Genomic DNA, 22,131 nt, shown 5'->3' with positions numbered 1-22,131 from the left:
CAGTTATGGAAAATCAAGGTGCCTCCGTAGTGATTACCCATCATATTCTGGATGGAAAACAATCACAGTATGAAAAATGGCTGGACGAAATTGTGCCTGTTACCAAACATTCTGAAGGTTTTATTGATCTGCAGATTATTCGTCCGATTCCTGATCTGACTTTTGTGTATACCGTCATTATCCGTTTTGATACGATTAACCATCTTAAAAGCTGGATGGAATCGGAGAACCGGAAACAACTCATTGAGAAAGCGAATCCATTGTTCAGAAAAAATGATCATTACCAGATCAGATCCGGACTTGATTTTCTTTTTACTGCAGAAAATGAAGGAAATAAAGTTCCCGTACGCTGGAAACAGTTTCTGGCAACCTGGTCTGCCATTTATCCGCTGTCTGTCCTTATTCCTCTTTTGACGATTCCTTTTTTACGGTATTTACATATTCCAGCCAATCATTATTCTGACGGACTTATCAATTCCGGAATCATTGTTTTTCTGATGGTGTTTGCCGTCATGCCCAATTATACCAGACTGATCAAAAAATGGCTGTATCAATAAAGCTGTATCGTGCAATTCAACTCTATTAAAAATCATTGGAAAATTCCGGTGATTTTTTTTAAACAAAAGTTAGAGCCGCCCCGAGCGTCCTGTTAATCTATTATCTTCCTGTTTTTTATTCTCACCGACACTTTTTGCCTTTTCATCGAATGACATCTAAAAAAAACACAGTTTCGGGATAGCTTTACAATAGCAAAAAGAATTAATCACAAAAAAATAATAGTATGAATCCTTCATCATTAAGTTTCAGATACGAATTAGAAAAAAAAGAACCCCGTACCAATGACGGCGGTACAACGAGAGGAGCCTCTGTAAAAGAATTTCCCGCTTCTGTAGGCATTGCCGGAGTATCCATGAGATTGCAGCCCGGAAGCATGAGGGAACTTCACTGGCATGCCAACGCTGCAGAATGGGCATATGTGATTTCAGGAACGGTGCGTACTACCATTATCCATCCGGACGGACGAAGTTATACCGATAATTTTGAACCCGGCGACGTATGGTATTTCCCGAAAGGTTATGGACATTCCATCCAGGCTACAGGAACAGAGGAATGTCATTTTATCCTGATTTTTGACAACGGTAATTTTTCAGAAGACCATACCTTCAGCGTTACGGATTTTGTTTCAAGTATGCCTCCTGAAATCGTTGCACAGAATTTAGGGCTGAGCCTTGAAGAAGTAGCAGAACTTCCGCAGAAAGAGGTATATTTTGCAGCAGGAGTTGTTCCGGATGAACTCTCTGTGAATGCCGCAGCACGTCCTGAGGAATCAGACATTGAACTGACAAGCCTGCACCGTTATCCTCTGCATTCCCAGCAACCAAGGATCATTCCCGGTGGTGGTCTACAAAGATTGGTTACGAGTAAGGAATTTCCGATCAGCACCACAATGGCCGGTTCTATATTGGAGCTGCAGCCCGGTGCTTTAAGAGAAATGCACTGGCATCCTAATGCGGATGAATGGCAGTATTTTATTTCAGGACAGGCAGAAATGTCGGTATTTCTGGCCGAAGGAGTTTCTGTGACGGAGCAGTTCAACGCAGGTGATGTAGGCTATGTGCCTATGGGAGCCGGGCATTATATCAAAAATACCGGAGATACGGTCTGTAAAGTCTTAATCGGATTTAATAGCGGCACCTACGAATCTATTGATATCAGCGAATGGCTGGCAGGAAACCCGAAAGATGTGGTCATCACCAATTTTGGACTGAAAGAAGGAGAAATAGAAAAATTTCCGCAAAAGAAAGTATTCATCAAACCTGGAAAATAACGACTGTGATTCCTGAAACAAAAATCCTGTTCCCTGACAGAACCGTCAGAATACAGGAGAAACTGGCAGTACTTCTTGCTTTTATTGCAGGATATACCGATGCTACAGGGCTGATACAATGGAAAACCTATGTTTCTTTCATGAGTGGCAATACCACCCAACTGGGAGCGGCTGTTTTCAGTGAAAAATATGGTATTATCTTTAGTTCTGTTATTGCAATCAGCTTTTTTCTGGCAGGGATTTATACAGGAACATGCTTATCATTATCAAAGAAGTTCAGAAGTACAAAGATAATCTTCTACATGGTTTCCGGAATGATGATCCTTTACAGTATCACTGATTATTATGAGCATATGGCCAATGGAGTGTCTGTAGCCGTTATCGGTTTTTCGATGGGCCTTATGAATACCATTGTCACTTCAGTGGGGAAACAAAAGATCAACACCGATTTTGTGACAGGAACTTTAAACAGCCTGGCAAAAACTGCTGCCCTATTTGTGATGAGTGATCATGCAGACGAGCGGAAGGAATACAAAGTGAATGTCTTTCATTTGTTATTCTTATGGATAGGCTTTCTCTCCGGTGCTTTAGCAGCTCCTTTCCTGCTCTTTTATTTAGAAAACTGGACGTTGATATTTCCGGCAGCCTTACTCCTCATCTGTGCATTAACAATACCAATTCCAACATTTAAAAACTAATCCTATGCTACAAAAAAATACGGTTGCCCCTGATTTTACATTATTTGCAACCCCGGATCAGAAAATTACCTTATCCGAATTCAGAGGACGAAACGTTATCCTTGCATTTTACCCGGCAGACTGGAGCCCGGTGTGTAGTGACCAGATGGCATTATACAACGAAATGCTGAAGTATTTCAAAAAATATGATGCGGAGATTTTCGGAATTTCCGTAGACAGCAAATGGTGCCACTTGGCATTTTCACAATCCAGAAACCTGCACTTCCCGCTGCTTGCAGATTTTGAAGCCAAGGGAGAAACAGCCAGGAAGTATGGTGTTTACAATGACGAAGAAGGAGAATGCAACAGAGCTCTTTTTGTCATCAATAAAGACGGCATCATCGAATGGAGCTACCTCTCTCCCACTGCCATCAATCCTGGTGCAGACGGAATTTTAGAAGCATTAGAAAAACTTAAAACGAAATAATTATGTCACTAAAACCATCAGTCAGCAATGCTGACCACACTCAAGGCAACTCAGATGCCAGCTTAGTTATTGTAGAATATGGGGATTATCAGTGTCCTTACTGCGGATCAGCTTATCCGGTTCTTAAAGAGTTAATGAAAGAATTCGGAGATCAGATCAGATTTATATTCAGAAATTTTCCGCTGTCAGAAATGCATCAGTATGCAAGAACGGCAGCACTGGCGGCAGAAGCGGCAGCTTTACAGGGGAAATTCTGGGAAATGCATGATGCCATTTATGAAAACCAGGAATTCCTGAACGAAAGTCTCCCATTAAACCTTGCGGAAAAACTGGGTTTAAATATTCCTCAGTTCAAAGCTGATATGCATAAGCAGGAACTGGCAGAAAAAGTAGATACAGACTTTGAAAGCGGCATCATCAGCGGAGTAAACGGGACGCCTTCTTTTTTCATAAACGGGAATAAATTCAACGGCGGTGCCGACGATCTTTTTCAGTTGGTACGGGAAAATACAGCCTATTAATCAGAAAAATATTTAAAAATCAATTCATAACATTAAAAATAAACAACATGAGCACATTAACATTAAAAGACGGAACAGAAATTTTTTACAAAGATCAGGGACAAGGCCCGGTATTAATGTTTCACCACGGATGGCCTTTATCATCTGACGATTGGGATGCACAGGTAATCTTCTTCCTGCAGAAAGGCTACAGAGTGGTTACCCACGACAGAAGAGGCCACGGCCGCTCCAGCCAGAACATTTATAATCATACTATCGAACAATATGCATCTGATGCTGCAGAACTGGTTGAATTTTTAGACCTGAAAGATGTTGTCCACATCGGACACTCAACAGGCGGTGGTGAAGTGATCCGCTATGTTAACAAATATTCCAATGGAAGAGCTAAGAAAGCAGTACTGATCAGTGCCGTTCCGCCGGTAATGGTGAAGAGCGAAACGAATCCTGACGGCGTTCCTATGGAAGTTTTCGATAATATCAGGGAACAGACCCTTAACAACAGAAACCAGTTTTATTTTGACCTGACTTTCCCTTTCTATGGCTACAACAGAGAAGGAGCGAACGTAAAAGACGGAATACAAAGAAACTGGTGGAGACAGGGATTAATGGGGGGAATCGCAGCGCACTATGATGGGATCAAGGCCTTTTCAGAAACAGATTTAACTGAAGATCTTAAAGCTGTGGATATTCCTGTTTTGGTGATGCATGGTGAAGATGACCAGATTGTTCCCATTGCCAATGCTGCATTAAAATCTATTAAATTATTAAAGAACGGAAAGCTGATCACGTATCCTGGCTTCCCTCACGGAATGCCGACTACAGAACATGAGACAATCAATAAAGACCTTTTGGAATTTATCCGATCTTAAAAAAACAAATCTTTTCTCAATACACTGAAGATGAACCTTTAAAGTTCATCTTTTTTTATTTCAACAGTTAAAGACACAAAAGTTCAGAACTCATGGATAGATTTTTTCTCAATTTTCCTATCTTTAAACTTTCAAGCAAGAATTTCTATGAGTAAGCCTTCTGATTCCAATGCAGAAATGATAAAACGCCTGCAGGACATGCAGAAAGAACAGCTTATGATTTCCCGTTTAACCAAAGAGTTTTCTACCATTTTAGATAAGAAACAGCTTCAGCTTGCTTTCAACAAATCTTTCAAAACTGAACTGGGATTCAATGATTGTATGATTATCAGAGATGATAAAGGAGCTATTGAAATACTCGGCAGCCGGATTGAAAATCAGAACTATACTACAGATCAACAGCTTGACAGACATTTAAAAAATTGTCTGGATTCTGCGGAACCGCTGCTTTTTGATCTTAAAGAATGGTCACCGCTTCCTTCCTGTTTTACCGAAGCTAAAAATTCGGGAATGCGGATGGCTGTCGGATTGGGACTGCCTAATGTCAGTGAAAGTAAAAATGTACTTTTCCTTTTCTACAGAAGCTTTATTTCAGGAGACAGTATTCCGGAAAGGATTTTAAACGGCATTTCTACCCAGCTTTCCATTACTCTTCATAATATTGATATTCAGGAACAGTTGAAAACATTTCAGGGAAATATCCCAAATTTTCCGAAAGAAATTGAAGAAGACAAGAAAAGCAGACACGGCTTTCAGGGAATTGTGGGGCAAAGTGAAGCGATGCAGCTCATTTTTGAACAGATCACACAGGTAGCTCCTTCACAATCCAATGTGATTATCTTTGGAGAGACGGGTACGGGAAAAGAACTTATAGCACAGGCGGTTCATGAACTTTCAGAATTTTCGGGAAAGAAAATGATCAGGATAAACTGTGCGGCTATTCCTGCCAACTTAATAGAATCCGAACTTTTCGGGCATGAAAAAGGAAGCTTCACGGGAGCAACAGAGCAGCGGAAAGGGAAGTTTGAACAGGCCCATAACAGCACTATTTTTCTGGATGAAATTGGTGAACTTCCCCTGGAATTACAAGCGAGGCTTCTGAGGGTTCTTCAGGAAAAAGAAATTGAAAGAATCGGTGGAAATAAAAGGATTAAGGTAAATGTACGGATCATTACGGCCACCAACAGGAATCTTGAAAAAGAAGTAGCGGAAGGCCGGTTCAGAAGTGATCTTTTTTACAGGCTGAATGTATTTCCTATCCACCTTCCTGCCCTGCGGGAAAGAGAGGAAGATATTCCTTTGCTGGCAGATTATTTCCTTGAGAAATTATATCCTAAAACAGGCAAAAAGATTAATGGTTTTTCTCAGAAAGCAGTAAAAATGATGATTACCAATCCATGGCTGGGTAATATCCGTGAACTGGAAAATATGGTTGAAAGAAGCATGCTGACGGCAAAAGGAAATATCATCAGGGAAATGGATTTTCCAAAAGTTATTAACCCTCAAAACACGGATCAGGATTTTCAGGTTAAAACGTTGCAGGAATTTGAAAAGGAATATATTTTAAAAATAATCAAAAAATGTAACGGCCGTATTTTCGGGGAAACAGGTGCGGCGAAACTGCTGGGATTACCACCAACAACACTTATTTCCAAAATGCAGAAACTTGGAATAGAGAAGGAACATTATTATAATAAATAATCAATATGGAAATAGAGCTTTTAAAATATTTACAGAGTAATCCGGCAGCATATCCCAATAATCAGGAATATGAAGGAAGGATAAAACCAATTTCGCCTATAGAAATACAACAGCTTGAAGTAAAATATAACAATGGACAAGCTTTTCCAAAAGTTTTAAAAGAGCTTTTATTTCTTGCAGGAAACTATTGTTATGTTCTGGATTATAATATTTTTGATACTCAGGAAGAACTTCAAGATGCTGCCAGGTCGTGGTTATTGTTCTATAATAGAAATATCAACAGAAACTTTTTTGTGGTCGATGCCTATAATGCAGGGAATCAATTTTTATTTATATATCTGGATGAAGGAGATGATCCAATAATAAGACAAGCCTATTTACCGTCAAGGAGTGATATCCAATTTATTACGTCCCTTTTAAACAAGACTCTCTCTCAATATATAGAAGATCAGATTGATGATGTAAAACAGGGACATAATCCTTTTTAATCAACCATTTCTATTTTCCCAGAAGACAATGCCCAGAAAATCCAAAGTCCTAAAATGATCAGCAGCGACAAGGCCGGGATCCAGAACGACAGGATTAATGCCATAACATAAATAGGAAGTCCATACAAGTAGTTGTTGTGGATCTTTTTTATAGCCGCATCGGTAATACCCGGGCGCAAAAGCTTTTTGTTACGGGTGGCCAGAAACCATAGTAAATTGTAAGCAAGATTGATCAGAACAAAAATACCGGTATAAAGTGCCACGACAACAGAAGAGGCTTCACCGTCAAAATACCTTGCCAGCAAAGCAGTAGGATATGAAACTGCAGAAACCAGAAAAAGGATCAGTCCATTGGCAAACATAATTGCTGAATTCCGGCTGTAGATCTGTTTGAAAATCTTATGATGATTCACCCACATGATAAAAATGCTGAAAAATGAAAGGATAAATGCCAGAAATGCCGGCCACTGATTCTTCAGAAAGATCAGCAGATCATTGCCGTTTTGTATTGAGTTCTCTTCAGGAAAGTGAAGATCCAGCACCAAAAGCGTAACGGCTATTGCAAAAACACCATCGCTGAACCCTTCTATTCTGAGCGTTTCTTTTTCCATAATTACCTGATTGATTTAATATTGTAAAGACATAATGATTTTAATCCTCCAATTATTTGAAGAATTATGATTAAAAATTGAAAGGAAATATTATCTCCGGCTAGCTTTGTCCGGGATTATTTATAGCCTTTGTCAATTCCTAGTTTTTTCATTTTGGAATATAAAGTCTGAGCTTGTATTTTCAACAGCTCCGCGGCACCACCTGGCCCGGAAACTTTCCCGTTGGAAGTCTGAAGTGCATTCATAATATGATCTCTTTCCATATCTTCCAGTGATTTCAATGGACCCTGTGTTTCTATAGGTTTTTCTATGTTTTCAGGCAGGTCAAAACGTTCTATTTCTGCAGTTTTGGCCAGAAGAACACTTCTTTCAATAAGATGCTCCAGCTCGCGGATATTTCCCGGCCAGTGATAATTCAATAGCTGCTCCAGCGCTTTTTCACTGATGGATGTGATATTTCTTCTTGATGCCGCTGCATATTTATTCAGGAAAAAATGGGCCAGCAATACAATATCTTCCTTTCGTTCTCTCAGCGGGGGCAGCTCAATAGGGAAAACATTCAAACGGTAATACAAATCCAGCCTGAATCTTCCTTCTGCCACTTCTTTTTCCAGAGAACGGTTGGTAGCTGCTACGATTCTTACGTTTACTTTAATCGTGTTATTTCCTCCCAGCCTCTCAATCTCTTTTTCCTGTAAGACTCTCAGCAGTTTAACCTGTGAGTCCAGTGGCAGCTCTCCTATTTCATCCAGAAAGACTGTTCCTCCATTGGCCTGTTCAAATTTTCCGATCCTCAATGTATTGGCTCCGGTAAAGCTTCCTTTTTCATGCCCGAAAAGCTCAGATTCGATAAGCGCATGCGGCAGTGCAGCACAGTTGACCACAACTATAGGGTTAGCTTTACGCTCTGAAAGCTCATGAACAGAGTGGGCTACTTTTTCCTTTCCGGTTCCGCTTTCCCCGACCACCAGAACAGAGGTATCTGTGGGAGCGACTATTCTTATTTTTTCAACGACATCCTGAAGCACCTTACTTTTCCCGATAATTCCTTCTATGACTTCATTATTTCCGGTATCGGTGCACAATTCACAGCCTCTTTCCATATCATAACGGTATCTGGCAATATCAAGCATAACAATCATATCACGCTCCCGGAAAGGCTTTACCATAAACCCATAGGGCTGTGTTTCTTTCACTGCTTCCAGAGTAGACTGGTTGGTATTGGCTGAAATATAAAGAAAAGGCAGGTGCATTTCACGCAGTTCCCAGGCCAGATCAATTCCTGTAAGATCACCTTTTAAGATGATATCAAGAAGCACCCAATCCGGTTTGCTATCTGCAATCAGTTTCCTGGCCTGAACCACTGAAGACGCGATTCCTGTAACCTGGTAACCGGCCTTCATCAGCATCAGTTTCAGATCATTGGCTACAATAAATTCATCTTCTACAATTAATATTTTTTCTTTCATGGTAATCAGCCTTTAATTTGAAGGAGTTATTTCTGTATTTTTTCTGAAGGTAATCGTCACTTTTAAGCCACCTTTATTTTCAAGATGGAAGGTTCCATCCAGCTGATCAGTAAGTCCACGCATCAGATTCATTCCCAAAGATTCTGTTTCTTCGATATTAAAATCTTCCGGAAGCCCCACTCCATTATCTGAGATCTTCAGTTCACAAAGGTTTTCACCTGTATTTTTAAACGAAACAGAAACTTCACCTTTCCGGTCATCCGGAAATGCATATTTTACGGTATTGTTGACTGCTTCATTAACGATCAACCCCATCGGAACCGCTTGTGCTACATCAAGAAATACTTTATCCGTATCCACTGTAAAATTAATTTTTCTGTCGGATGAATAACATTCTTTGATGTAGGTAATCAGCTCATAAATATACCACGACATGTCAATCATTGAAAGATTATCAGACTGATAAAGCTTCTGATGAATGAGGGACATGGCGTGCATTCTGTGCTGGCTGTTCTGGATGGCCATCAGGGCATCTTCATTGTCCAGATAAGCCGATTGTGTATTCAACAGGCTGATCACAATCTGCAGATTATTTTTAACCCGGTGATGGATTTCCTTTAAAAGCCATTCTTTCTCTGAAAGTAATTTCTTCAGCTGTTCGTTCTGCTCATCAATCTGTTTACGTTTCAGTTCAAGGTTTTTATTCGCATTGCTTTTTAATCTTGAACGGTTATACAGCAAAGCCGCAAAAAGGATCAGCGCCAGAATACTCCCGATGAAGACATATCTGATAAAGGTATCATTGGCAATCTTAATATCCTGCAGTTTTGCTTTCTGGGTCAGCAGCTGAATATTTTTATCTTTCTGCTCCGTTTCAAACTGAATTTTAAGGCTGTTGATCTGCTTGCTTTTTTCACCGTTAAAAACAGAATCGGAAAGTTTCTTGTATAGCTGATAATGCTGTATGGCATCAAGGTATTTTCCCTGTATGGAATCTGCTTTGAACCACATTAAATGATTTTCTGAGCGAAGCATATCATTTCCGTTATTTTTAGCAATTGAATCAAAAAGTCTGGCTTCACGGTACATTTTATCAAAGTTCCGGGTCTGGTAATGATAGAAAACAAAGCTTCGCAGCAATGACGCCTGCTGGTTGTTTTTTTCTGCATTTTCACCGTAATAGGCCACCAGTTTTTTGTAGTAGGCTTCCGCTTCTTTAAACTGCTTTAAAATAGTGTAGGTACTGAACAGAATATAGTTTTCTGACATTTCAAAATTCTGATCTACAATCGGATACCTTTCTCTGTACTCCTGAATCATGGTAATAGCCTGATTAAACTTTCTCTGTCTGATCAGCATGGTAGAAATATTATTGGCTACCGTTCTTATATAGCCGTTATCTTTGTTTTTCTTTGCTGTGGCCAGTGATTTTTCCCAATACTTCATGGCATCATCATTCTTACGAAGATAATAATACACCATTCCGATATTGCTGTAAATAGAACACATCTGCAAAGAGTAATCATTCACACTTTCGGCTGTTTTTTCTGCAAGAAGACCATAACGGAGCGCTTCTTCGTAATCCGCCTTCTGAATTTCAACCTGGGAAATAAGATTGTACACACTCTGTAATTCTCTGAATTTCGCCGACTGGTACACTGACAGGGATTCTTTAAGCAATTCCAGAGCCTTATCGGGATTCTCCTTCATGTAATAAAGCTCGCCCAGATCTTTTAAAACACCTGCCTGATTCAGTTTTGATCCTGAGTTCTTAAAACGTTCCAATGCTTTTTCTTTCAGTTTGATTTTAGTATCAAAGTATTCAGGTTTATTGTCATACATATATGATAATTCATTGTATGCTTCTCCGGCCTGCTCCTTAAAATGATGATTTTCAAAATAAGAAAGCGCCTCTTTCATTTTGGAAAAAGCAATATTTTTACTGCCTCTTTCTTTATCTATTTTAGCATCCAGAAAGATGAGTTTTCCGGCAGACATAGGATCTCCGGATTTCATATTCAGTGCTTTTGCCTGTCTGTTCAGAATAGCGGCACTGTCGAGATCAGTTTTCAACTCTCCTTTTTTAGTAATGTAATAGTTACTCAGGCGCAGCAATAAAGTGATTTTCTGAGTTGTATTGATGGAAGAGGAGATCTGTTTTCTCAACAGTGCAGGATTTTCTTGGGTCTGTGCTTTTGTATTGCATGAAAACATCAAAACCAACGAAAAACATACTATCTTTAGTAGATTTTTAGAAAAAAAATAAAGACTGAAATTCATTTTTTAAAGGTAATCTATTATCCTGTAATCTGCCATAGCCGAATACTAGTTTTTACGGTGGTAAAAATAGCAGATTATCATTGCCAGCCCCGGTACAATCAGTGTTACCAACCCATATTGTTTTCCTGCATAAGCCCCTAAAAAACAGCCTACCAGAAATCCGAGTATGGTAATCAGTTGCTTCTTCAGGCTTGCCCATGCGTCAGGATGGTGAAAGCCGTTTGATAAAAGCGTTCCGAAATCCAGGGAGGCCTGGGTCACGTTTCCTGTCATCATGGTAGTCGGGCCATGAGTGTCCTTTGCATAGAGTTTTCCGAAAGCATTCTGAAGTCCCATTGCAAAAACGGTAATCATAGCCACAGTATACATCACGACTGCTGAAAATGTTCCATAGTAACTGAAAACGGCAACAATAATTCCGGCCGACAAAAGCAATGCTCCTTCCCAGAACAACAGGGTATAATGGTTAATGACTTTCCCGGCGATTCTTCCTCCTGCCATAACCGCAAGAATAAATACCGGAAAAGTAAGCAGCTTTACCCAGGCATGAATATCCGATCCTTTCACAAACTGATAGGCAAAGACAATAAAGTTTCCCGTAACATGGGCCGAAAAAAGGGCATCTGCCGATACAAAAGTCACGGTATCGCAATATCCGGCAATCATGGTTAACAATAAGGTGACAAAACCGATATTATGTTTTACTTCCATTTTTTTATTTTAAATGTGAACGGAGCATCCAGGCCATTTTCTCATGAGTTTCCAGCAAACCTGTGATTTAGTCGCTTGTACCTGAATCACGGAATTCAACAGCAAAGTTTTCAATATTTTCACGAAGATGAATGATGATGCTTTCGTGGTCGGAAAGAAGTGCTCTGATATAGGTCAGACTGTCGTTCGATTCCAGATGATGCTCAGACAGATGCGTTAATGCAAGATACTCCCTTAAAGTCGCCGGCGCATAATGGCCCAGCGTTCTGATTCTTTCAGCCAGATCATCGATGATATCGTCCAGCTGTCCGTATTGTGCCTCGAAAAACAGGTGTTTATTGTAAAAATCCGCTCCTTCCACATTCCAGTGTGCTTTTCTTGTTTTGGTATACAAGACAAATTCGTCTGCTAAAGTGCTAACCAGTACTTCAGCAACTTTTGCTAAATTTTCGTTTTTAATTCCGATTGAAGTTTTCATTTTATAATAGATTTAATAAGTAATAATCAAGTGAATATCTTCCTGCTCCCAATGCAAGAACCAGTAACAGGGAAAGGGTGTACATAAAAGGAACATCCCGTACTTCCAGTGAATCTTTTCTGTGAACCACAAAATATCCGATAGCTGTCACTCCAATGGTCGGTAAAACCGCAAGCCTGGTACCCAGTCCTAAAATAATCAGAAATGGAACCACCAGATCAGCAAATGAAGCGACTATGGCATTGAGTTGATCAGGCAATCCCAGAGGATTTGGGATCACTTCCCTCTGTCCGTTTTCCAGCCTGAATTTCTTTAAGCCATGCACTCTGAACAACTGAATGGCAAGGAGTACCCGGAAAACCAGAAATGAAGCATCATTGAATGTTGAGCCTAAATCTGATGAAAGGATCTGTTTTAAAATTTCCATATGTATTGATATTTAAAAAGCAAAGCAGGAACAACCTAGAGCTCCCCAGAATGTGTGGTAATTGTTAACAGGCACGTTGCTCATCCTTGCCTGGTTATGGTTATGATGGTGAATATCACAGCTTCCTGCACAGCTATGAATTTGCGAAGCAAACGGAGCTTTTAAATCCTGTTTCGCATTTTTCTCTATTTCTTTCTGGACGTGTCCGCCAACAGGGTAATATCCGTTATAAAGATTCGTTGGAGACCAATCCGGTAGTACAGGAACGGATGGTGGTGCATAGGATGAAAAGGTTCCTTTTGCATAGACAATTTTACCGCCTACAATGGTCATTTCCGCTTCAATATTTTTGATCTCTTCATCATCAACTGTGAAATAATCCTGATTAAGAACTGCCAGATCAGCAAACATTCCCACTCTGATATCACCTTTTTTCTGCTGTTCCTGAGAGAACCATGCGCTGCCTTTTGTGTACAGTTCCAGTGCGGTTGCCCTGTCCAGCTTTGTCTCGTGATACAGTTGAAGTCCGCCAACGGTTTTTCCTGCGGTCAGCCAATACATGGAAACCCATGGGTTATAACTGCTTACTCTTGTGGCATCCGAGCCTCCACCTACAGGAACTCCCATTTCCAGCATTTTTTTCACGGGCGGCGTACTTTCTGCCGCTTCTGAACCATAACGGTCTGCAAAATACTCTCCCTGGTAAGCCATTCTGCTCTGGATAGCGATTCCGCCGCCAAGCATTTTTACCCTTTCGATATTTTTTTCATCAATGGTTTCTGCATGATCAAAAATCCATGGAAGGCCATTGAAGGGAATATCGTGGTTTACTTTTTCAAAAACATTTAAAAAGCGGGTGATGCTTTCATTATAGGTGGCGTGAAGTCTGAATGGCCAGCGGTTTTCTACCAGTAACCGGACTACTTTTTCAAGATCTGCTTCCATGTTTTCAGGCAGATCCGGTCTTGGCTGAAGAAAGTCTTCAAAATCGGCCGCCGAAAATACCAGCATCTCTCCTGCTCCGTTGTGGCGGTACATGTCATCGCCCTGATATAATTTTACAGTATCGATCCAATCGCTGAAATCTTCGAATTCATGCTTAGGTTTCTGGGTAAAAAGATTATAGGCAATTCTTACGGTAAGCTGTTTTTTTTCATTCAGCTCGTTCACCACCTGATAATCGTCCGGGAAATTCTGGAATCCTCCTCCGGCATCAATGACGCTGGTAATTCCGAAGCGGTTCAGTTCTGTCATAAAGTGTCTGGTAGAATTCAGCTGGTGTTCGTAAGAAAGCTTCGGACCTTTTGCCAGTGTTGAGTATAAAATCATGGCATTGGGTGTCGCAATAATCAGCCCCGTGGGCTCACCGTTAGCATCTCTTTCAATATGTCCGCCTGCCGGAGCCGGAGTATCTTTGGTAAATCCTACCGCCTTCAATGCTGCCCTGTTCATTAAGGCCCTGTCGTATAAATGCAGGATAAAAACCGGAGTTTCCGGAGCGATGGCATTAATCTCTTCCAGGGTTGGCATCCTTCTTTCTGCAAACTGGAATTCGGACCATCCTCCTACGACACGAACCCATTGCGGAGAAGGTGTACGGTCTACCTGGTCTTTTAACATTCTGAGCGCATCAGCCAGTGAGGGAACGCCGTCCCATCTTAATTCCAGGTTGTAGTTTAATCCGCCACGAATCAGATGGATGTGAGAATCATTGATTCCCGGCACCACTCTTTTCTTCTTAAGATCAATCAGTTCCGTGGATTCATCTGCGAACTGGTCTGCCAGTCCGTCATTTCCGACCGCAATAATTTTCCCGTCTTTAATGGCCACTGCAGAAACTTCCGGAGTTTCCTGATTGAAAGTGTGAATTTTTCCGTTGTATACTATGAGATCTGCTTTCATCTGTAATTATTTGGTGTTCAACTTCGAAATCGCATCCTGAATTCCTCCTCCGGCAACAGTGAAAAATGATGGCCCGGCCAGCAGAATCAGTTTTTTTAATTTCATTTTGTCGGATAAATGCTGAGTATTTAAATAAGACTGGGCACGATAGGCATCAAATGCACCCAAAACCACATTTTCTGCCACTAAAGCGGTTGGAGAATCAATTCCGGCATCTTTGATATCACTGGCAAATGATACGGTGTGTACCTGCAGTTTCAAAGCTTCTCTCATCGCAACACTTCCTACTTCTTTCATGAGCCCGGCATCAAAAGAATTCCTGTTTCCGAGCCCGATCAGCAATAATTTCCCGGAGGCAAGGCTTCCTTTCGGAGGATTAATTAATAAGGTTTCCAAAGCATGTCCTTTGAACTGTCCTTTTTTACGGACTTCTGTAATAATTCCTTTGAGTGCTTCATCCAGGTGAACCATACCGTTCAGTTCTTTGGGAAGCGCCGGCGGATTGAAAATATCTCCTTCCGTATACTCGAAAACGCAGGCGATCTGCAAATCTGCTTTGGCGGCAGAAGGTCCCTGTACCAGCCCTACCACAGAAATGCCGTCAACGATTCCCCATGTTTTTGAGGTTCCGATTGCTCTTTTTTCTGCGGCCACCTGTGCTGAAACAAAGTTGGTTCCTGCAGTTGCCAACAATAATGCTGTAAAGAGTGTTTTTGACCAATTGATGTATTTTGAAATTGAATTTTGCATAATAAATGATTTAGTAATAATTAAAATTTGAATCCCAGCCTGATATTCCAGAAAACACCGCTTTTTGCATCCTGAATGATATCTTCAATAAAAGGTCCTTTGTGGAAATACTGAAGTCCGCTCACCAAAGAGAAATGTTTGTTGAAATTATAGGTAAAGCTGGTTAAATAAGCCGTTCCGATATATCTTTTATCTGAGCTGCTTCCGGGACGGTTCAATGCTCCGCTTGGTCTGTATACTCCATCATTCAGGGAATATCGCCAGTTGAAGACAACATCCATCTGCATTTTGAGTTGAGACGTCAGATCCAGGGTCATATACGGATGAATATCAATTAAATTGACAGGTCCCACCTGCGGACTGAAGCCGAAATACCCTCCTTTCGGATATAAAGGATTAAATGTATTGAGCTTTCCGTCGTTTTTAGAATGATCTCCTGAGATATAATCGTTTCTCAGGTTGATGCTTGGGCTGAATGTAAGGTTTTCAAAGAGATATCCTACATCCACAGAGCCCGTCCAGGCACTGATTTTTTCGTTTCCGAAGCTTCCGAACTGATAGGCAGCTTCCAGGTTATAGATAAATCCGCCGCCATATTTCCAGAGTCTTCCGCCGACGGTATGTCGTTTTTCTCTGTCTGTTCCTGCTTCGAAAACAGATTCATCTCTACGGATTCCGAGGTAATACAGATCCAGATTTCCAGCTTCAGGAATAATAATTTTGGAATAAAGCCCCCAAAGATTAAGCTTTTTTGAAATGGTATTATCAAAAACTCCGGTATTGACAGAGTCTGCCATCATCGCAAAAGCATCTACGGAAACATTTTTATAGGAATACATGATTTTAGCTCCTGTAAAAGACAACCTTGCATTCGGTCCTTCCCTTACAGAAATTAATCTGCCGGAACCGTAGTCCAGCTCCTGCCTTCCCAGTCTCACTATCAACTTCTGATTTTCCTTATTCACCAAACCTGCATCCAGAAAGAGATTCTGAATACTCAGCTGGTCTTCATCAATGCCTCTTGAACCGTTTTTTCTCCCATTCTGCAAAGCACTTCTGATCTGTGAAAATATTCTGAGGTTTTTCCCGAAATGCCAGTCTGCATGAAGATCATAGCGCTGGAGAAAAAAGTCGTTGTGCCCTATGTTAAGCCTGCCCCAATCTTCATTGTTGAAATCCACATATTCATACCTTGCTTCGCCACCCAATGAGAGATAAATATCTTTTTTTTCATTGAGAGGGAGATATTTAATGTTATCATAAAAGCTTTTGGTGGAATCTTTCAGGTATTCATAATTTTCATCATACCTCAGAAGCTTAAAACTCTGGGATGAAAACGTTTCAGAACATAAAAGAACCGTCATGATAAAAGCTTTTAAAAACAGTACTGAAGGTGCAGATTTCAACATTGAAAATGGTATATAGATTTTAATGATTCAGCATATGGTGGGCATAGTGGATCCCTAATCCGTACGAAGCACCATATTTTTTCATAAGGTCAGTTACAGGACCATAGGTCTCCTGGCGTGCCCAATCTCTCTGAAGCTCAAGGATATACTGAATGGAAGTCATAGGCTTTACTCCTGAATGGATCATTCTCTGTACGGCTCTTTCGTGTGCTTCATCACTTACATCTCCGCAGGCATCGGTAATGACATACACGTCATAGCCTTCCTCAAGTGCAGATAAAGCTGGTCCTACGATACATACACCTGTCCAAAGTCCTGCGAAAACCAGTTTTTGCTTCTGGGTTCCTGTAATGGCTTTATAAGCAGCTTCATCTTCCCATGTGTTCATGGTTGTTCTGTCGATATATCCTGAAGTTGCCATAGGAAATGCTTCTTCAATTTCCGGGAAAACAGGACCTGAAAAGCTTTGTTCTGCAACTGTGGTAACGACAGTCGGAACATTGAATATTTTAGAAGCTCCACACAGTACTGCTACATTATTACGCAGTTCATTCATTGAAATACTTTTGGTTGCAAATGCCATTTGTCCTTCAAAATCAATCAGTACCAGAGCATGATTTTCAGGAGAAAGGAGTTTTGATGATGGTTTCATAAAGTTTATTTTTATTTAAATAATTTGGGTTACGTTAATTGGATGATAGTTTTCTGATGAGTTCTGTACTTACAGTATCGGCATAGATTCCGTAAGCGCTCGTCAGGATGCCTTTTACAGAATACTTGTCGGAAGCGATGCCGTAGACTACTTCTTCATCTCCCTGATCGGTATCTCCTTCAAAGCGGAATGTGTATCGTATTTTAAAATCTTCCGGAGAGACATCAAGAAAACTATTGAGCCTGATGCAATCATTTTTAAGATTAAAATCTTCTGTATATCCGTTTTGATTAAGCCACTGAACGGCCTCAGTCAACGTATCAAAAGCTGGCTGTATCGTATTCATTTATAGGGAATGCTGATTATTCTGTGATAAAAGCTAAAATATCTTTATTGATGGTTGGATGCTCTGTAGTCGGCATACCGTGAGGGAAACCAGGATACGTGATCAGTTTTCCGTTCTTTAGTAATTTGGCTGATTTTATCGCTGAATTTTCAATCGGTACAATCTGGTCATCTTCACCGTGAAGAACCAATACCGGAATATCAACAGCTTTTAAATCTTCGGTTAAATCTGTTTCTGAAAAGGCTTTGATTCCATCATAATGAGCAACAATTCCACCCATCAGTCCCTGTCTCCACCAGTTTCTCTGTATCCCGTCTTTTACATCAGCACCTTCTCTGTTGTAACCGTAGAAAGGAATAGTAAGATCATAATAAAACTGGTTTCTGTTGTTCATCGTCTGCTCTCTGATATTGTCGAAAACTTCCATAGGAACGCCATCAGGATTGTTCTCACTTTTCACCATTACCGGTGGAATGGCGCTGATCAGAACCGCTTTCTTAGCTCTTCCATTTGCATATTTGTTAACATAACGGATTACTTCACCACCACCTGTTGAGTGCCCGATGTGTACTACGTCTTTCAGATCTAAAAATTCTACCAGTTCTGCAGCATCAGATGCATATTGCTCAATAGTGTGATTGTAGATATTCTGACTTGAACGTCCGTGGCCTCTTCTGTCGTGGGTAACCACTCTGTAGCCTTTTTGTAAAAAGAAAATCACCTGTGCATCCCAGTCATCAGATGATAAAGGCCATCCGTGGTGAAACATTAATACCGGGCCTTGTCCCTGATCTTTGTAAAAAATTTCTGTTCCGTCTTTTAATGTTAATGTGCTCATTGTTGTAGTATTTTTTGAATTAAACTTATGAGCATAATGCCAAAAAACAACCCAAAACAATAAAGCAATTGGTTTTCAACATATTATTAAAAACAGTTCGCAAATTACACTACGAAATATCGTAGTTTTATGATTTACCCTTTACCTTTTATATAAAAAACATATAAAATTTAACAATAGAAACAGTCCAAATTGAAGCTTACCACGATTAAAAACAAAAAAATCAGACCTGAGTCTGACTTTATTTTTAATAAATAATATTAATATCTTAATCTGCTGAAAGTTACTGTGATAGCCGCTATTCTGTCTTTATTTGTGACAGATCAAGGCCCATTTTTGTAAATTCTTCCTGCCCTTTCTCTGTAATATAATAGTTACGGTCTACAGGATTTTCTTTGGCAATCCAGCCTTTTTCAACGAACTGTTCCAAGAGAAGCTGTCCTAATTTTCCGCCGATGTGCTCATAGCATGTTTTGGCTGGCTTTCTGCCGGTTGATGTATTCATATTATTAGTTTATTAGTTTAACTGGTGTTATATGGATGTACTAATTCAAATGCAGATAATCCTTAATGGTTTTCAGAACTCCAAAGCTGTCATTGGTGCATGCTTCAAAATTGGCTACCTGTTTTACATTCGGATGGGCATTTTGCATGGCGTAAGAATATTTGGCATTCTTCAGCATTTCTATATCGTTCATATAATCTCCGAAAGCCATTGTATTTTCAGGAGAGATTCCCAGCGATTTCTGAAGGATCTTCAGCGCATTTCCTTTATTGATATCTTTATTCATCACATCCAGCCAATGGGCTCCTGAAACCACTATTTCCAAACCGAATTCCTCAAATTTTTTAAGGGCCGGATACAGATATTGTTCAGAACCTTCCGGGTGATAGACTGCTATTTTAAAGGCGGTGTCATCAATTTTCTCCGTCAGGTCATCCTTCTTCATGTTTTCGGTGTAATATTTTGAGAAAAAGTCTACAAACTGCTGATCTTCGGTTTCGTAATACGCCATCTTTTTAGCTGACAATACGGCTTTGGCACCGGGTATTTCACGGACCGCTTTAATGATGTCAACAATATATTTGTATTCAAGGGTATCAGCGAAAAGCTCCTGATCTTTATAGATCACGTACCCTCCGTTTTCAGCAATAAAACCGATCTCACTTTCTATTTCTCCGAAATAATGGGTAATACCCGGCATCTGTCTTCCGCTTGCGGGTACAAATACAATATTTCTTTTTTTCAGTTCTTTATAAACTTCTGAAAACTCAGGGCTCATTTCATGGCTGGAGTTGAGAAACGTCCCATCCATGTCCGTCACAATTAATTTAATCTGTTCCATAATTTTATTGGGAAAAGCGAAATTCTGTACGCAGCAGAATCATAATGTGCTTATTCTTTTCAAAGATATTGATTTATTATTTTTTCTTGTAATGAATGGTGGAAAGGTTTCTTAATATTGCGGCACTTTGTTCCGGGGTAATGTCCCTCTGAGGCTCGGCAAGCATTTCGTATCCAACCATAAATTTTTTAACTTCCGCACTTCTGAGCAGCGGCGGATAAAAGTGCATATGAAAATGCCATTCCGGATGTTCTTTGCCATCTGTAGGTGACTGGTGAATACCCGCAGAATAAGGAAATGACGTTTCAAAAAGATTATCATAGATTGTGGTCAGATCCTTGAGTACAGCGGCAAAAGATTCTTTTTCATCTTCAGAAAATTCCGCAATATTTTCTCTTTTCTGTTTGCTGATCATCATGGTTTCATAAGGCCACGACGCCCAAAATGGCACCAATGCGACAAAGTGTTCATTTTCTGTGACGATGCGCTCACCAGCTGTGATTTCCTGCTCCAGATAGTCTTCCAGTAATGTTCTTTTATTCTTTTCATAATACGATTTCAGCTGATCCTGGGTTTTCTGAACCATTGCCGGAATGGACGACTGTGCCCATATCTGACCATGTGGATGAGGGTTACTGCAGCCCATGATGCTTCCTTTATTTTCAAAAATCTGAACATAATTGATATGATCCAGGGCCGCCAGCTCATTGAACTGCTCCTGCCACACATCCACCACATTTTTAATATGTTCCACAGACATTTCCGGTAAGGTAAGGCTGTGATTTTCGGAAAAACAAACTACCCTGTTGATACCGCGTTCCGGAAGAAGGGTAAAAAATCCGGATTGTTTTTCGGAAAATTCAACTTCTTCATTCAGCAATGCTCCAAAATCATTGTTAAAGACATAGGTTCCCTTGTATTCAGGGTTCCGGTCTCCGTTCGCACGGATATTTCCTGAACAGAGATAGCAGTCCGGATCGTATCCGGGACGGTTTTCTTCTGCTGTTTCTTCTCTCTGCCCCTGCCATGGCCGGTTTGCCCGTTGTGGAGAAACCAGTAACCATTCATCCAAAAGAGGATTGTATCTTCTATGGGGATGTTTTTTAGGGTCAAATGATGTATTCATTGTTATATTCTTTTATTCCGTCTGAAATTTTAACCTGGTAAACTTTCATCTGAATATTAAAATGTTCGAAATATTTTTCACTGATAGCCTGCATTACTTCTTCAGCTTTATTTTCTTTAATGAGGTTGATGCTGCAGCCTCCGAAACCGCCTCCCATCATTCTTGCTCCCAATACGCCTTCCTGCTGTAAGGTATGTTCCACTAAAAAATCAAGTTCATCACAGCTGACCTCAAATTCAGTGGACAGTCCGGCATGGGTTTCCGTGAGAAGTCTTCCCAGATATTCAATATTTCCTTCTGAAATTGCTTTGGCCGCCATTTCTACCCGTTTAATTTCGTTTAGTAAGTAAAGACATCTTTTGTATGAAACACTTCCCATTTCCTCTTTAACACTGTCAAGCATAGTCGTGGTAAAATCCCGGAACTTCTCTACTTCTGGGAATTTTTTCCATAAGACTTTTTTTCCATGTTCAACATCTTTACGTCTTTCATTATAACCGGATGTCAGATGGGTATGCTTTACACAGCTGTCAAAAAGCAGCAGGCTGTATCCCTTAAGCTCAGCATCAAAATATTGATGTTCCAGGGAATGACAGTCGAGCATCATCACTTTATCTTCCTTTCCGAAAACGGAGGCAAACTGATCCATAATTCCGCACTGAACTCCGGCAAAAGTATGTTCTGATTTCTGCCCGATCACCGCGATTTCTTTTTTGGTGAGATGAAGATAAAAAAGTTCATTGAGGATATAGGCAAACCCACATTCAAGGGCTGCAGAAGAAGAAAGTCCGGATCCCATCGGAATGGTACTGCTGAAAACAATTTCCATTCCGCAAAACTGGTTTTCCGAATTTTGCAACTGGCTGAAAACACCCAGAATATAGTTCATCCACATCTGTTGAACCGGTTTTACTTCTTTTGTAACATCAAATGTATATTCTTCTCCGAGATCCTTAGCTATGATGGTACAAAGGTTTGTCTGAGGGAGTTTGCGGACAGCAAAACAGATATATTTGTCTATGGCAGCAGGCAATACAAAGCCGTCGCTATAGTCTACATGCTCACCGATAATATTAATTCGGCCGGGAGAAAGGAAAATATGTTCAGGCTCTTCTTTGAATTCGGTCCTAAACTTTTGCAGGGTTGGGTTAATTAACTGTTCATGCATATCAATCTTATCTGATCAAACAGATCCTTGGGATCTTAAGTATAAAA

General features: G+C 40.3%; 24 protein-coding genes. 8 read left to right on the top strand and 16 right to left on the bottom strand.

The features are described 5' to 3' along the window. Positions 1 to 5 precede the first annotated feature (5 nt). The 8 genes from J2786_RS04885 to J2786_RS04850 all read left to right on the top strand — a co-directional run bounded on the left by J2786_RS04885 (position 6) and on the right by J2786_RS04850 (position 6,571). Positions 6 to 557 carry a putative antibiotic biosynthesis monooxygenase gene (locus J2786_RS04885; RefSeq protein WP_047430798.1) on the top strand — a complete coding sequence of 184 codons (552 nt, stop codon included), beginning with the start codon at positions 6 to 8 and terminating at the stop codon, positions 555 to 557. A 224-nt stretch (positions 558 to 781) separates the two neighbouring features. Further along, positions 782 to 1,828 carry a cupin domain-containing protein gene (locus J2786_RS04880; protein ID WP_047430801.1) on the top strand — a complete coding sequence of 349 codons (1,047 nt, stop codon included), beginning with the start codon at positions 782 to 784 and terminating at the stop codon, positions 1,826 to 1,828. A gap of 5 nt (positions 1,829 to 1,833) precedes the next feature. After that, positions 1,834 to 2,526 carry a YoaK family protein gene (locus J2786_RS04875; RefSeq protein WP_047430804.1) on the top strand — a complete coding sequence of 231 codons (693 nt, stop codon included), beginning with the start codon at positions 1,834 to 1,836 and terminating at the stop codon, positions 2,524 to 2,526. Positions 2,527 to 2,530: 4 nt separating this feature from the next. After that, positions 2,531 to 2,992 (top strand): redoxin domain-containing protein, encoded by a 462-nt coding sequence (locus tag J2786_RS04870; protein WP_047430807.1) that lies wholly within the window; start codon positions 2,531 to 2,533, stop codon positions 2,990 to 2,992. A 2-nt stretch (positions 2,993 to 2,994) separates the two neighbouring features. Then, complete coding sequence (locus tag J2786_RS04865; protein ID WP_047430810.1) at positions 2,995 to 3,513, top strand: DsbA family protein; 519 nt, start codon at positions 2,995 to 2,997, stop codon at positions 3,511 to 3,513. A gap of 47 nt (positions 3,514 to 3,560) precedes the next feature. Next, positions 3,561 to 4,382 (top strand): alpha/beta fold hydrolase, encoded by an 822-nt coding sequence (locus J2786_RS04860; protein WP_047430813.1) that lies wholly within the window; start codon positions 3,561 to 3,563, stop codon positions 4,380 to 4,382. A gap of 147 nt (positions 4,383 to 4,529) precedes the next feature. Then, positions 4,530 to 6,083, top strand: coding sequence for a sigma-54 interaction domain-containing protein (locus J2786_RS04855; protein ID WP_047430816.1), 1,554 nt, complete (start codon positions 4,530 to 4,532; stop codon positions 6,081 to 6,083). 5 nt (positions 6,084 to 6,088) lie between these two features. Beyond that, entirely contained in the window at positions 6,089 to 6,571 is a 483-nt protein-coding gene (locus tag J2786_RS04850) for a hypothetical protein (RefSeq protein WP_047430819.1), read from the top strand. Here J2786_RS04850 and J2786_RS04845 read toward each other — a convergent pair. The 16 genes from J2786_RS04845 to galK all read right to left on the bottom strand — a co-directional run bounded on the left by J2786_RS04845 (position 6,568) and on the right by galK (position 22,084). Beyond that, positions 6,568 to 7,182 carry a TMEM175 family protein gene (locus tag J2786_RS04845; protein WP_047430823.1) on the bottom strand — a complete coding sequence of 205 codons (615 nt, stop codon included), beginning with the start codon at positions 7,180 to 7,182 and terminating at the stop codon, positions 6,568 to 6,570. The genes J2786_RS04850 and J2786_RS04845 overlap by 4 nt on opposite strands. A gap of 116 nt (positions 7,183 to 7,298) precedes the next feature. Beyond that, on the bottom strand, positions 7,299 to 8,651 hold the full coding sequence (locus tag J2786_RS04840) for a sigma-54-dependent transcriptional regulator (protein ID WP_047430825.1): 1,353 nt from the start codon (positions 8,649 to 8,651) through the stop codon (positions 7,299 to 7,301). A 12-nt stretch (positions 8,652 to 8,663) separates the two neighbouring features. Then, positions 8,664 to 10,817 carry a tetratricopeptide repeat-containing sensor histidine kinase gene (locus tag J2786_RS04835; RefSeq protein WP_310024126.1) on the bottom strand — a complete coding sequence of 718 codons (2,154 nt, stop codon included), beginning with the start codon at positions 10,815 to 10,817 and terminating at the stop codon, positions 8,664 to 8,666. Between the two features lie 159 nt (positions 10,818 to 10,976). Further along, positions 10,977 to 11,642: a YoaK family protein gene (locus J2786_RS04830; protein WP_047430830.1), complete on the bottom strand. Its 666-nt coding sequence runs from the start codon at positions 11,640 to 11,642 to the stop codon at positions 10,977 to 10,979. 67 nt (positions 11,643 to 11,709) lie between these two features. Next, positions 11,710 to 12,120 carry a Dps family protein gene (locus J2786_RS04825; RefSeq protein WP_310024122.1) on the bottom strand — a complete coding sequence of 137 codons (411 nt, stop codon included), beginning with the start codon at positions 12,118 to 12,120 and terminating at the stop codon, positions 11,710 to 11,712. A 1-nt stretch (position 12,121) separates the two neighbouring features. Next, positions 12,122 to 12,547: a DoxX family protein gene (locus J2786_RS04820; RefSeq protein ID WP_047430835.1), complete on the bottom strand. Its 426-nt coding sequence runs from the start codon at positions 12,545 to 12,547 to the stop codon at positions 12,122 to 12,124. Positions 12,548 to 12,559: 12 nt separating this feature from the next. Next, a complete protein-coding gene (locus J2786_RS04815) occupies positions 12,560 to 14,449 on the bottom strand; it encodes an amidohydrolase (RefSeq protein WP_047430838.1) in 1,890 nt (629 codons plus the stop codon). Positions 14,450 to 14,455: 6 nt separating this feature from the next. Next, positions 14,456 to 15,199, bottom strand: a complete 744-nt coding sequence (locus J2786_RS04810) for a M17 family peptidase N-terminal domain-containing protein (protein ID WP_047430841.1) — start codon at positions 15,197 to 15,199, stop codon at positions 14,456 to 14,458. A 20-nt stretch (positions 15,200 to 15,219) separates the two neighbouring features. Beyond that, positions 15,220 to 16,608 carry an alginate export family protein gene (locus tag J2786_RS04805; protein WP_047430844.1) on the bottom strand — a complete coding sequence of 463 codons (1,389 nt, stop codon included), beginning with the start codon at positions 16,606 to 16,608 and terminating at the stop codon, positions 15,220 to 15,222. A gap of 19 nt (positions 16,609 to 16,627) precedes the next feature. Further along, positions 16,628 to 17,260: a hydrolase gene (locus J2786_RS04800; RefSeq protein WP_047430847.1), complete on the bottom strand. Its 633-nt coding sequence runs from the start codon at positions 17,258 to 17,260 to the stop codon at positions 16,628 to 16,630. A gap of 34 nt (positions 17,261 to 17,294) precedes the next feature. Beyond that, positions 17,295 to 17,606 (bottom strand): hypothetical protein, encoded by a 312-nt coding sequence (locus J2786_RS04795; protein WP_047430850.1) that lies wholly within the window; start codon positions 17,604 to 17,606, stop codon positions 17,295 to 17,297. A gap of 16 nt (positions 17,607 to 17,622) precedes the next feature. Then, positions 17,623 to 18,444, bottom strand: a complete 822-nt coding sequence (locus tag J2786_RS04790; protein WP_047430853.1) for an alpha/beta fold hydrolase — start codon at positions 18,442 to 18,444, stop codon at positions 17,623 to 17,625. Positions 18,445 to 18,742: 298 nt separating this feature from the next. Then, positions 18,743 to 18,949 carry a hypothetical protein gene (locus J2786_RS04785; RefSeq protein ID WP_047430855.1) on the bottom strand — a complete coding sequence of 69 codons (207 nt, stop codon included), beginning with the start codon at positions 18,947 to 18,949 and terminating at the stop codon, positions 18,743 to 18,745. Between the two features lie 40 nt (positions 18,950 to 18,989). Then, a complete protein-coding gene (locus tag J2786_RS04780; RefSeq protein WP_047430858.1) occupies positions 18,990 to 19,790 on the bottom strand; it encodes a Cof-type HAD-IIB family hydrolase in 801 nt (266 codons plus the stop codon). Positions 19,791 to 19,866: 76 nt separating this feature from the next. After that, the gene (locus J2786_RS04775) at positions 19,867 to 20,916 is read right to left on the bottom strand and encodes a UDP-glucose--hexose-1-phosphate uridylyltransferase (protein WP_047430861.1); all 1,050 of its coding nucleotides are present in this window, start codon (positions 20,914 to 20,916) and stop codon (positions 19,867 to 19,869) included. After that, complete coding sequence (gene galK, locus J2786_RS04770; protein ID WP_047430864.1) at positions 20,900 to 22,084, bottom strand: galactokinase; 1,185 nt, start codon at positions 22,082 to 22,084, stop codon at positions 20,900 to 20,902. Before galK ends, J2786_RS04775 begins: the two co-directional genes overlap by 17 nt. Positions 22,085 to 22,131: the final 47 nt, after the last annotated feature.

Source organism: Chryseobacterium vietnamense (assembly GCF_031454475.1).
GTDB classification, from domain to species: domain Bacteria; phylum Bacteroidota; class Bacteroidia; order Flavobacteriales; family Weeksellaceae; genus Chryseobacterium; species Chryseobacterium vietnamense.
This window is presented reverse-complemented; position numbering and strand designations above follow the sequence as displayed.